Annotated in this window: 8 protein-coding genes and 1 pseudogene; all 9 read left to right on the top strand. The window is 64.2% G+C overall.

Features of this window, described 5'->3' with window-relative positions:
• Nucleotides 1–3: 3 nt before the first annotated feature.
• The 9 genes and pseudogenes from ABIB56_RS15005 to ABIB56_RS14965 all read left to right on the top strand — a co-directional run bounded on the left by ABIB56_RS15005 (nucleotide 4) and on the right by ABIB56_RS14965 (nucleotide 12,858).
• Nucleotides 4–252 (top strand): helix-turn-helix domain-containing protein, encoded by a 249-nt coding sequence (locus ABIB56_RS15005; RefSeq protein WP_354570035.1) that lies wholly within the window; start codon nucleotides 4–6, stop codon nucleotides 250–252.
• Nucleotides 234–595, top strand: a pseudogene (locus ABIB56_RS15000) (transposase); the annotation flags it as partial. The gene ABIB56_RS15005 and the pseudogene ABIB56_RS15000, both read left to right, overlap by 19 nt.
• 77 nt (nucleotides 596–672) lie before the next feature.
• Entirely contained in the window at nucleotides 673–1,119 is a 447-nt protein-coding gene (locus tag ABIB56_RS14995; protein WP_354570034.1) for an IlvD/Edd family dehydratase, read from the top strand.
• A gap of 845 nt (nucleotides 1,120–1,964) precedes the next feature.
• A complete protein-coding gene (locus ABIB56_RS14990; RefSeq protein WP_354570033.1) occupies nucleotides 1,965–2,966 on the top strand; it encodes a TerC family protein in 1,002 nt (333 codons plus the stop codon).
• 70 nt (nucleotides 2,967–3,036) lie between these two features.
• On the top strand, nucleotides 3,037–3,924 hold the full coding sequence (locus ABIB56_RS14985) for a PP2C family protein-serine/threonine phosphatase (protein ID WP_354570032.1): 888 nt from the start codon (nucleotides 3,037–3,039) through the stop codon (nucleotides 3,922–3,924).
• A gap of 8 nt (nucleotides 3,925–3,932) precedes the next feature.
• Entirely contained in the window at nucleotides 3,933–5,108 is a 1,176-nt protein-coding gene (locus ABIB56_RS14980) for an FHA domain-containing protein (protein ID WP_354570031.1), read from the top strand.
• The gene (locus tag ABIB56_RS14975; protein WP_354570030.1) at nucleotides 5,108–6,745 is read left to right on the top strand and encodes a serine/threonine-protein kinase; all 1,638 of its coding nucleotides are present in this window, start codon (nucleotides 5,108–5,110) and stop codon (nucleotides 6,743–6,745) included. The genes ABIB56_RS14980 and ABIB56_RS14975 overlap by 1 nt, the downstream gene beginning before the upstream one ends.
• On the top strand, nucleotides 6,742–7,443 hold the full coding sequence (locus ABIB56_RS14970) for a hypothetical protein (protein ID WP_354570029.1): 702 nt from the start codon (nucleotides 6,742–6,744) through the stop codon (nucleotides 7,441–7,443). Before ABIB56_RS14975 ends, ABIB56_RS14970 begins: the two co-directional genes overlap by 4 nt.
• A gap of 120 nt (nucleotides 7,444–7,563) precedes the next feature.
• The gene (locus ABIB56_RS14965) at nucleotides 7,564–12,858 is read left to right on the top strand and encodes an Ig-like domain-containing protein (RefSeq protein WP_354570028.1); all 5,295 of its coding nucleotides are present in this window, start codon (nucleotides 7,564–7,566) and stop codon (nucleotides 12,856–12,858) included.
• Nucleotides 12,859–12,903: the final 45 nt, after the last annotated feature.

Below are 12,903 nucleotides of genomic sequence, written 5' to 3'. Positions count from 1 at the left end.
GCGATGACTTCCCGCGTGCAGAGAACGGTCGAGACGAAACTCGCCCTCCTGCGCCAACACGATGACGGAGCCCCATGGACCCGGATCTCCGCCGAGTCCGGGGTGCCAGTTCGTACCCTCGCCCGCTGGTCGACCCAGTTTCGGGCTGACCCGACTTTCTCACGGGTTGGAGGGTCCCCGCCGGGTCGACGCACGAGGCGGATCGCGCCGGAGCTGGTCGAGGCAATCGAAGCGCTGGCTCGGTCGCACTGACCGAGTTCGCCGCCAGCGACCTGGGTCAAGCGAATCCGGATACGGTTCAGGTGTTCCAGAGCGCGTGGGACCGGTTCACCCCGTTACTCGCGTTCCCGCCAATGCTGCGGCGGGTGATCTACCCACGAACAGCATCGAGTCGCGCAACTACCAACTGCGCAAGATCATTAAAAACCGAGGCCACTTCCCCTCAGACGACGCGGTCGTGAAGCTTCTCTGGCTCGCGATCTGCGACATCGAAGACAAACGGGCCCGCGACCGGCTCAAGGCACGCGGACGAGCCCGAGGAGTCAAACGCAACGCCGAAGGACGCCTCGTTGAGGGCCAGATCACCACGAACTGAAAACAGGCCCTCGCCCAACTCGCACTCGCCTACCCCGACCGCATCCAGCCCCGCCTGATGCGGCTGTCCTATTCCGTGTGTTGGTACTCCGAGGCTGCGGGCCTCGAGGTGGGGATGGCTTCCCCGAATGGGGAATGATCCCCATCCCGTCATACCTTGCCCGCCAAGGCGTCAAAGATATGGTCCGTATCAGCGACGGGCGAATGAGCGGCACTAGTTTCGGAACCTGCGTCCTTCACGTAGCTCCCGACTCGTCAAGCAGGGGACCGCTGGCCATCCTGCGCTCAGGTGACATGGTCACGCTCGACGCATTCGCCGGGCGGCTAACTGTGGATATCGACGATTCGGAACCGGCCCGCCGGCTGGAGGCATGGGAACCCGCCGAGGTGCGACACCGACGCGGCTGGCCGCGCCTGTACGACGAGCATGTTCTTCAGGCCCCCCACGGTGCGGACTTCGATTTCTTAGTCCCTCGGGACCAGGATTCTGTGCGGCGAGTCGAGCCCATGATCGGTCGGTCGTAGGGGCAGTCCAAACTCGCCCTTCGCGGTGGCGCCGTGGTGGTCGCCGCCGCGAAGGCGTTCGCAGAATGCGACAGCACGAACGGAACCACTGAAGACGTGGCTCGCCCTAAGGGATGGATCCTTCACGGCAACGTGGCGGGACTATCTTTGACCAATCGTTGCCAAGTTCCAATTAGAGTGTGCATGACTCGAGAAGACCTGCTCTTCAGGGGGCACGTTTGTGGTCCCAACCTTGGTGTTGAGGAGGCCGCACGCGACGCTTGCCGTCTCGCTCCGCGGCCGGTTTCCGCAAGGCCCCAAATCAGCATCGCCGTCCCGAGGCAGCTCGTGTGCTTCTTGTGTATCGGCGAGTCAGAGAATGCAGTGTGAAGCGGTGATCTCGGTGTCAGACAGCGCGGAAAGTCGGCCCGCGAGGTTCGGCTGTCGCGCAGCGAGTGCATCCGGCCACCGGGTCGCGCGGCGTGGCTACATTCTCATTGATGCGCCGCGGCGATCTCGGCGGCATCGCAATCAGGTCGTCGCTTGTCGCAAACTGTGGCCTGGCTGCCTAGAAACCACCGGAAGCGACAAATGACGGCGGATCGGCGGGACGGGTGGGCTGGACGACGTCGTGCCGCAGAGCCCAAAGAGCGTGACGGAACACACTGCTCTGAAAACACAGGAACTCGTCGGCTAGGCTTGCCAGCGCGAAGGGGAGTATTCCACCGCGCCGCACTCGTCAATACGGTCACCGCTGAAGCTGGCCCGGTTGCGGCGGCACCTGCAGGTCCGAGTCGGGCCTGTCGGTGCGGAAGAGACTTTCGGACATCCGACAGTTAACTTAACTCTCCGTGGAAGGTCCCTCTTTGGAACTCCAACTCCCGCTCTGGTTCGAGATCACGAGCATCGCCGTGCTCCTTCTCATCGTGATCGCCGACCTCGTGCTCGCCTACAAGCGACCGCATATCCCATCGACCCGTGAATCCAGCCTGTGGGTCGGCTTCTACGTGCTGCTCGCCTTGATCTTCGCCGTGCTGATGTTCTTCTTCGCCGGAGCGGAGCACGCCGGCCAGTTCATCGCCGGCTGGCTCACGGAATACAGCCTGTCGATCGACAACCTCTTCGTCTTCGTCATCATCATGGCCAGGTTCTCCGTGCCGAGAAAGTACCAGCAGGAGGTGCTCATGGTGGGCATCATCATCGCGCTGGTGCTCCGTGGCATCTTCATCGTGCTCGGCGCGCAGCTCATCCAGAATTTCAGCTGGATTTTCTACATCTTCGGCGCCTTCCTGCTCTACACCGCCATCCAGCAGGCCTTCCAGAACTGCGAAGAAATGGATGACAAGGAGAGCGGCGTCATCCGCCTGCTGCGTCGTCGCATCCCCATCTCCCAGGAATTCGACGGCGCAAAGCTGCGCACGGTCGTGGACGGCAAGCGCATGTTCACGCCGATCCTGGTCGTCTTCATCGCCATCGGAACCACCGACCTCGTCTTCGCCCTCGACTCGATCCCCGCGATCTTCGGCATCACCACGAGCGCCTTCATCGTGTTCACCGCCAACGTCTTCGCACTCATGGGACTCCGGCAGCTCTATTTCCTGCTCGGCGACCTGATCGAGAAACTGGTGTATCTCAAGTACGGCATCGCGTTCATCCTCGCCTTCATCGGCGTCAAGCTGGTGCTGCACGCGCTCCACGAGAATGAGTTGCCTTTCATCAACGGCGGCAAGGGCTTCGACTGGGCGCCCGAGATACCCACGCTCACCTCGCTCGGGGTCATCGTGGTCTCGATGGCGGTAGCTGTGGGAGCGAGTCTCATCAAGATCAGAATGGACCGTCGGCGTGAGGTGGGCAGTGCTCCCCATTGATCGGTTGCAGGTGATTCCGCGAGGATGCCAATAGAGTTGTGCCCACACTCTGTAAGGCGGGGGAGGTGTGATGTCCGTAGAGGTTCGGCAGGAGTTCGTGCTCGCCGAGGCGACGGCGCGGTTCCGCTACACCTCATCCTCTGATCGTGGAGCTGTCAGGCGGATCAACGAAGACAGCTTCCTGAGCGCGGCCCCACTCTTCATCGTGGCCGATGGGATGGGCGGTCACGCTTTTGGCGATCGTGCGAGCCAGACAGCGATCGCGGCATTCGCCGGTGACTTCGAAACCGACAGACCCGCGAATCCCCAGCAGGTGCTCGAGACCGTACGACGGGCGAACGAGGCGGTGCTCAGCATCACCGACGGCTCTGAGTTCGCCGATGTGATCTCTGGCACCACTCTCACCGGCGTCGCCTTCGTCGACATCGGCAACGAGAACTACCACTGGATGGCGTTCAACGTTGGAGACTCCCGCATCTACAGCTGGGACGGCCGCACCCTCCGCCAGGTGAGCGTCGACCACTCCGCCGTGCAGGAACTGATCGATCTCGGCCAGATCACCCCACGCGAGGCGGCGCGGCATCCCGATCGCAACGTCGTCACTCGCGCGCTCGGCGCCGACACCGACGTCGATCCCGACATCTGGTTACTTCCGGCGCGGGCACACCAGACCTTCCTTCTCTGCTCCGACGGCCTGACCAAGGAGCTCGACGACGCCGAGATCGCCCGTATCATCGTGTTCCATAACGCCGAGGAACTGCGCGAATCAGACGGACTGCCGATCACTCTCGCCGAGCGTCTCGTGAACGCGGCAATCGCCGCCGGGGGTTCCGACAACGTCACTGTCGTGGTGGTGGAGTCCGATATCGTCGGTGCGGCGGTGGCCGCGTCGACCGACGACACCGTCGACCGCAATGGCATGCCGAGGTTTCTCGAAGAGACCAGGCCCAGGGGATAGGGATCACCGTGACCAGCTTGCATTTTCAGCCAGCTGCCGCCGGAGGCTGGCTCGCTATCGCCTCCGATGCGCGGCTCATCGTGCTGGCCAGGGTTCCGGATGCCGGCTTCGCCGACAATGCCTACGCGGCCATGACCCGACCCGACGGCTTCCAGGCACTGCTCGACCTGCTCACTAGCAACGGCCTCGCAGCCACCCCGTCCTTCGCGCTCGCCGAATGGGAGGCCAGCGGCGCCGCGCGCGTGATCGTCCGCGGTGAGGTCATCGTGACCGTGACTGACGCCAGCGGCGAGCAGAAGCTCGCCGGCGCCGGCGTGTCCACCTGGATGGAACGTGCGATGAGCGGCGTGACGGCCCTCTCGCTCGAGGTTCCGGGAGCGGTCGCCGAGGCATCCGCCGGCACCCTTCCCCTGGTGGCTGGCGCCGCGTGGGTCGCCTCACTGAGCTTTGGTCCGGACTCCGTATCAGACGCGCCGGCACAGCCGGTTCGAGCGAAGGACGCGGTCGCGGCCAGGCAGGCGGCCGCGCCAACTCCCAAGCCCGCCCCGGAACCACCGACCGCTCCGGAACCACCGACCGCTCCGGTAGCCGAGGTGGACATCGAGGCGACGGTGAGCGAAGCGCCAGCAACGGCTGAGGCCGTCGACGACACTGTTGTCGGTGACACGATGTTCCGCTCGGCCGGAGACGCACCCGGTTCAGCGGAAGGCCCCGAGACGGATCTCACCGCCGAGGGCGATCACGACGGCCACACGGTGATGACCTCAGACATCGCCAAGCTTCGTGCGGAACGGCGCAGCACAGCGCCGAAGGCGACGACGCTCCCGCCCGGCGCCAAGCCAGGACCATCCATCTCTCTCGTGCTGCCGAACGGCACTCGTGAGACTCTCGGTCAGACGATTCTCGTCGGCCGCTCTCCGAGCGTCAGCAAGGTCTCAGGCGCCCAGATCCCGCGTCTCGTCACCATCGGGGGAGCCGACCAGGACATCTCGCGCAACCATGCGCAGATCACCCTCGAAGGCGACACGGTGGTGGTGACCGACCTACACTCCCGCAACGGCACGCTGGTCGTGTTGCCGGGCAAGGAACCGCAGAAACTCCGCGCAGGCGAGCCGACCTCGGTGATCGTCGGAACGGTGTTGGACCTCGGTGGCGGCATCACCCTCACCGTGGAAGAGGACTGATGCGCCGTCCGTCTTCGCAGCCACCGGAGCTTCCGGGCTACACCTATGTCAAGGTGCTGGGCTCCGGAGGATTCTCCGATGTGTTCCTCTATGAGCAGAAGCTGCCGAAGCGTCGGGTCGCCGTCAAGGTGCTTCTCACCGAGGAGCTGACGGTCGCGAACCGGGCCTCCTTCGCAGCAGAGGCCAACCTCATGGCCCAGTTGTCGACGCATCCATACATCGTCACGATCTACCAGGCGGATGTCGCGGCCGACGACCGGCCATACTTCGTGATGGAGTACTGTTCCGGTCCGAGCCTCGCCGAGCGGTACAAACAGAGCACCTTCGAGGTCTCGGATGCGCTGCGAACGGGGGTGCGCCTGTCGAGTGCCGTCGCAACTGCCCACTCCGCCGGCATCCTGCACCGCGACATCAAGCCAGCCAACGTGCTTACCAACGATTACGGCTGGCCGGCACTTACCGACTTCGGTATCTCTTCGGCAGTGGATGACGAGCTCCTGCCTGTGCACACCGGCACCCTTGCCGACGCCCTCAACGACACCGGATCCGGGAGTACAGGAAGCCAGTCGATCGGCATGTCCGTGCCGTGGTCGCCGCCCGAGATGTTCGAAGACGACCCTGACCCCGATGTCAGCTCCGACGTCTTCTCCCTGGCGGCGACGATCTACACGATCCTCGCCGGCCAGACCCCCTTTGAGGTGCGTGGCCGGTCGAACGGCACCCTCGACCTGATCGGGCGCATCGAACGCGGGGCCATCACGCCGATGACGCGCGACGATGTGCCGCAGTCGCTGCTGGCCGTGCTGAAGAAGGGCATGGCCTCCGATCGTGCCGACCGCTTCGCCACCGCTGTCGACTTCGCCAGGGCACTACAGCGCGTTGAGTTGGAACTCGGCTACGCGCCGACCACCATCGACGTTCCGAACCTGCTGATCCAGGCACCGGACCGCGCTGGCGCGGAGGATGACGACGACGCGACACGCGCACGTTCCGTCTCGACGATCGCCGTGCAGGAGATGATCCGGCCGCCCATCGCCGCCCCGCACGCGATCCAGCCGCCACAGCAGGAAGCACCGATCGAAGCCACCCGGATTCGCGGCGCGGTCCCGGTGGACCAGACCGTGCGGCGGCCACGAACACGGCCCACCCCGCCGGCGCCGGGTCCTGCCGTTGTCGACGTTGCCTCGGAGGCTGAGGGGCAGGAGACCGTTGTCCCGGTGAAGAGGAGACTCGGTCTCATCATCGGAAGCGTTGTCGGAATCCTGGTGATGGTCGGGGTGGTCCTGGCCATCGTTATACCAGCGAGTCTCCCCGGGCCTCAGCCCGATCCCGGTTCCGCTTCCGGTGGAACGGGCGGTGGCGTCATCGACGTTCCGACAGTGCCGAAGCCCGAGCTGGTCTCATCCGCTGCCAGTGCCGATGGCACCTCGGTGACCTTCACCTGGAAGAACCCGAAGCCGAAGAAGGACGACAGCTTTCTCTGGGCCATGGCCGAGGCTCCGAGCAAGAAGACCCCGACGGCCGAGGCGCAGGCGGTGGTGACGGGTGTCGTGCCAGGTTCGCGCGTCTGCATCAACGTCGAGGTGCTTCGCGACGGGAAGACGTCGCCGAACCCTCTTGAGGTCTGCAACCCGTGAAACCGCTGAAGGTCGAATTTTGCGGCGAGTGGTACACCGTCGAATCCCCGAAAGACTTCTTCGTGGGTCGCGAGGGCGACCTGGCGATCGACGACAATCCCTACCTTCACCGCCAGTTCCTGCGGATCTACGAAGACCACGATATGTGGTGGCTGAGCAATGTCGGCAACCTGCTCACCGCGACCGTGACCGATTCGACAGGGTCGGTGCAGGCCTGGCTGTCGTCGGGCGCGCGGCTGCCCCTGGTCTTCCAGACCATGCACGTTATGTTCAGCGCGGGGTCGACCACCTACGATTTCTCCATCCATGCAGAAGAGGATTTCTTCAGCACTTCGGCCTTCGCCTCGACGAATGTGAATTCGACGACGATCATGCCTGTTTCGCTCACGACGACCCAGAAGCAGCTCATCCTGTCTCTCGCGGAACACGTGCTGACCCAGTCGATTCCGGGCAGGGGAGAGGTACCGACCTCCGCGGAGGCTGCGGCCAGGCTCGGCTGGAGCATGACGACTTTCAACCGCAAGCTCGACAACGTCTGCGAGAAGCTTGACAAGGTCGGTGTGTCAGGGCTCCGCGGGGGCAAGGGCAAGCTGGCCAATAATCGCCGCGCTCGCCTGGTGGAGTACGCCGTGTCGACCCATCTCGTGAGCGGCGAAGACCTACCGATGCTGGATTGGAAACGTGAGCCGAGTGTTTGAGAGAAGTGCGGCGTTCAGTCGGATTTACTCGGTTCGGACCCGAAACCTCGTCATGTTACCGTTGACCTCGGCAATTTGCGTGGGGCACTGGGTGCTGAGAGTAACGGAGTCGGGGTAACCGTGGGGGCGTTCGCAGCGTGGATACGACGCCGCAAGTCTCTGGTTACCGCCGTGGTCATCGCGGTACTCGCCGGAGTGCCGCTGTCGCTCGCGATCTTCCACCAGGGTTTTCCCGTCACCGAGGTCGACCTCAAGGCGCAGAACGTGTGGGTCACCAACGGCGAAAAGCTGCTCGGTGGCCGTCTCAACCACCAGATCGGCGAACTCGACGCGAAGGTGAACGGTTCCTCCAGCCATCTCGATGTGCTGCAGGACGGCGGTGCGACGCTGCTGACCGATACCTCACAGGGCTCGGTGCAGATGATCGACCCGTCGTTCGTCTCCCTCACCGACAAGATCACCGTGCCCGTCGGGTCGCAGCTGTCGTACGGACTCGACACCCTCGCAATCCTCTCTGCGGACGGCAAACTCTGGGTGCTCGACGCGAGCCAACACCTCACCTTCGATGCGGCCAAGACGGCGCCTGTCGCCAAGCTGGGGGCGGATGCCCAGGTCGTGGTCACGAAGTCGGGCAGGGTCTTCGCCGTTTCGCCGAGTCTGAAGAAGCTCTTCGCCGTTGATCGGCCGAACAGCACCCCATCCCAGGCCGACTTTCCGCGACTGAAGAACTTTCAGCTCTCGGCCGTCGGCGACCATCCCGTGGTGCTCGACCGTAAGGCGAACACCCTGGTGAAGCAGGACGGATCGACGACCGCGCTGCCCGCTAAGGGAATCCGCATCCAGCAGGCTGGCCCTGACAACAGCTACGTGCTGGTTGCGACCGGCAAATCCCTCCTCCAGGTGCCTCTCGGCGGCGGCGACGTCACGGCGGTGCAGGCGGGGATCAAGCAGACAATCACCGGGACGGCCGATGTGTCGGCGCCGGTATTTCTCAACGGCTGTGCCTACGGCGCATGGGCAGCCGCTCAGAAGTACCTCTATGCCTGTGATGGCAAGCCGCCGAAACCACAGGACATCGGCGAGCCGACCAGCGGCAGCGATCTCGAGTTTCGGGTGAACCACGGCGTGATCGCGCTCAACAATCTGCAGAACGGCAACGCGTGGATCGTCTCGTCGAACATCCGACTCGTGAACAATTGGGCGCAGATCAACCCCGACGAGGTGACAAAAGATGGTGACACCGGCAAGGAGAAGCCGGTCAAGCAGGCTTTTGTGGATGCCCTCGCCAACCGCACGAAGACGAACCATGTACCGGTAGCCGTCGACGACAGTTTCGGCGCCCGGCCCGGCCGCACCACGGTGCTGCCGGTGCTCGACAACGACACCGACGAAGATGGCGACATCCTCACCATCACCAAGGTCGAAGGCATCGACAGCAGCCAGGGCGTGGTCGATGTCATCGAGGGTGGTCGCGCGCTGCAGTACACGGCACCGGCCGGCGATATCTCGAGCGCGTCCTTCCGCTATACGGTGAGCGACGGTCGTGGCGGGCTCGGCTCCGCGCAGGTGAATGTGGGCATCCGTCCCCTCTCCGCGAACCTGCCACCGGTGGCGGCGCGCAGCAGCGCGTCAACAGTGGAGGTCGGGCAGTCCATCGAATACAACGTGCTTGGCGACTGGCGTGACCCCGACGGCGACGACATCTATCTCGTCGGTGCAGCGCCGACAACGCCGGACTCCGTGCAGTTCACCCCGGATGGCCGGATCACGTTCACCAGCAAGACAGGCCAGACCGGCGCGAAGAAGGTCACCTTCACTGTGTCTGACGGGCACGCCACAGCCACCGGCAGTCTCGACGTCGACGTCAAGCCGGTCGGCAGCCTGGATCCCGTCGCCGTGCCGGACTTCTCGACCGCCGTCTCATCCACTCCGATCGTGATCAACCCGCTGGACAACGACCTGTCCCCGTCGGGCGCACCGCTGTCTCTGGTCGATGCGAAGGTCTCGACCGGTGGCGCGGCCAACGTCTCCGCCGACCAGTCGAAATCGACGATCTCTTTCCAGGCGAACACCCCTGGCCCGTACTACCTGAGTTACACCCTCGCCGCAGGCTCCCACCAGACCGAGGGTCTGATACTCGTCAACGTCTCGGATCCCTCGTCGAGCCAGCTACCGCCGATCGCGGTCAAAGACAACATCTACGTGCGCCCGGGTGAGCCGACCACGGTGAGCGTGCTCGACAACGACGTCTCGCCGTCGGGGCGCGTTCTCGTGCTGCAGTCAGTCGCCAGCGGGCCGGATGCCAGCGCCCTCAACGTCGAAGTGCTCGCGAACTCCGTAGTCAGGGTGACCGCGCCCGGTGTTCTCTCCCAGCAGGTACAGCTCACCTACACGGTCTCAGACGGAGTGAAGAGTGCCACGGCAGGCATTACTGTGGTTCCGATCCCGCCGCTCGTCAATCACCAGGCACCGGTCGCCGAAGATGACACCGTCACGGTGAGGGCCGGCGATATCGCCAGCGTGCACGTGCTCGCCAACGACCATTCGCCGGACAACGAGCCGTTCGTCCTGGATCCGACGCTGGTGGACTCGACCAACGCCGGCACCGGCGCCACCGCCTTCATCAGCAACTCGCTCGTTCGCTACCAGGCGCCGACGACTCCCGGTACCTACAGCGTCACCTATGGCATCTCCGACAAGTTCAAGCAGCAGGCGAACGCCACCGTCACCTTCCTGGTCACAGCGAGGGGGGGCAAGAACCGCCCGCCCGAACTCGGCACTCTCACCGCGAGAGCCTTCGCTGGGGCGAAGGTCGAGGTCGTCGTGCCTCTCGATGGGCTCGACCCCGACGGCGACTCCGTATCGCTCGACGGTATCGAGACTCCGCCGACCCTCGGCCGCATCACCAATACCACCCCCACCTCCTTCACCTACCAGGCGTATGCGAACTCGGCGGGAACGGACACGTTCACCTACCGCGTGCAAGACACTGCGGGTAAGACCGCCATCGGGTCGATCAATGTCGGAGTGATCCCGCGCCCCTCGACGGTGAAGCCGCCGACGGCCGTCGACGACCGTATCGAGGTCAAGCCCGGCAAGACCGCATCCGTACCGGTGCTACTGAACGACTCGGATCCGAACGGCTACACGGTGAGCCTGCTGCCGAAGCTGCCAGAGGTGCAGGAGCCGCTGAAAGCGAAGGTCGCTGGAGCGACCGTGCTGGTCACAGCCCCCGGTAACGAGGGTGCCTATGTGATCCGCTATCAGATCACCAACGGACAGGGCGGATCGGCGACCGCGTTCATCCAGGTGATCGTGACGAACGACGCCAAACCCACCTACCCGTCGGCCGCCGATCACATCATCGACATCCAGGACCTTACCGGCAAGGACACCATCTCTGTCGATGCGTTGTCCGGTGCGCTGAACCCCTCCGGCCTGGTGACCGACCTGAAGGTCGGTGTCAAGGGCCCGAACGCCGGAGCGGCCAATGTGGCTGCCACCGGAGGCAAGATCGTGGTGACTCCGGGCGAGCATCGCATGGCCATCACCTATTCGCTCACCGACGAGACCACGGGACTCGCGGGCGAGGCCTTCATCGTCGTGCCGCCAAAGCCGGGCTCGGCCGAAGCATCCACGGCGCCGCCGCGCATCAAGCCGGGCTATACGCCGGTCATCACGATGAACGGCACGCAGACCTTCACGCTCAGCCAGATCCTCGATGTGCCGTCCGGTCGCCCGGTCAAGATGACCGGAGCGTCCGGCACCAGCGCCACGAACAGTGCGACGGGCTCACCATTCGTCGACGCGCAGACGCTGACCTTCACCGGCGCGAAGGGTTATCGAGGAGCCGCAGCTATCACGTTCCGGGTCGATGACGGGCGCGACGCGGGTACCACCAGCGACCGCATAACGCTGCTGACCCTGCCGATCACCGTCGGCAATCCTGACCAGTCCGACGTGGCACCAACCTTCACGCCGCCCAACATCCAGGTCGAGGCGGGTGAGGCCGCGCAGGTGGTCGACCTTCGGGCATCGACCTATCACCCCAACCCGACCGCGCTCAGTCAGGTCACCTATGACGGCTTCAGCGGATCGACGAAGGACGTCGTCGCCACTCCGAGCGGTTCGCAACTGTCGATCTCGTCTCCACTCGGCGTGCAGCCGGGCACAACCGTGACCATCAAATTCACCGTCAAATACCAGAACTTCACGATCCCGGGTTCTGTGAACGTGCGTGTGGTGTCATCGTCACGACCGCTCGCGCAGCAGAAGAACGCTCCGCAGACGGCTGAATTCAAGCGGAACACGGCAGGCGGTAAGACCTTCTCCAACGCGGTCTCCGACCAGTACTGGATCAACCCATTCCCCGAGACGCCGCTGGTAATCCTCGATGCGACCGCCGCGGCCGCACCGGCGGGCGTGACGGTATCCCACACCGCGTCGGCCATCACCGTGACGGCCGGCACTGCGGCCAAGACCGGCAACGTCAACATCACGTACACGGTTCAGGACGGCACGAAAGACAAGACGCGAAACGTCACGGGACAACTCAACGTGACGATTCACGATGTGCCGGAGGCACCGCCGGCTCCGTCGAATGTCAAGGCAACCGACGGCCAGGCCACGATGACCATCTCCGCGCCGACCGACAGCCACGGTCTGCCCGTCACCGGCTACACGATCACGTCGAGCCCGGCATCCCAGTCAGGGACTATGACCTCCACCGGTACCTACACCGCCGGGGGGCTTACGAACGGGACCGCGTACAGGTTCACGGTCATCGCCAGCAATTCGGATGGTCCGAGCAGCGCGTCTCCGGCGAGTGCGGCTGTCACGCCGTACGGCAAGCCGGGGCCGCCCACCTCCGTGAACCTGAGGAATACCGGTGGCGACGCGCCGACCACCCTCCGTATGACGTGGGGATCTCCCGACAACACCGGCGGCGGCACGGCGGAATACCGCTACAACTTCAACAGCGGCGGATGGTCGGGGTGGAGTGGAACCCGGAGTGTCGACATGAATGTGAACAAGGGCACCTATTCCTTCCAGGTGCAGGCCAGGAACCCCGGCAACATCGAGAGCGACGTTGTGACCTCGAACAGCGTCTCCGTGAAGGATCCCGATCCCTCGGTCAGCCTGCAGAAGGGTACTTACACGACGCAGACCTGTAGCTTCGGCTGTTACACCTATCGCACTTCCGTGACTGGCTTCACTCCCGGAACGTATCGGATCGTCTATTACTGCCAGGGACAACCGCTCTCTTCATTCCCGCACACCATCACTGTTGGGGCCGACGGAAAGGCGACCCACGACAGCAACGATGACGGGAGTGATCCATCCCGCTGCGGTTACGACAACGCATCGGTGACCGTCAACGGGGTATCCAGCGGTTCCGTGGACTTCCGCCCATAGCCATAGCCATAGCCATAGCCATAGCCATCGCCCTCGAAAGGACGA

Origin of the sequence: Glaciihabitans sp. UYNi722, assembly GCF_040549465.1 — a bacterium.
Lineage (GTDB): Bacteria > Actinomycetota > Actinomycetes > Actinomycetales > Microbacteriaceae > Lacisediminihabitans.
This window is presented reverse-complemented; position numbering and strand designations above follow the sequence as displayed.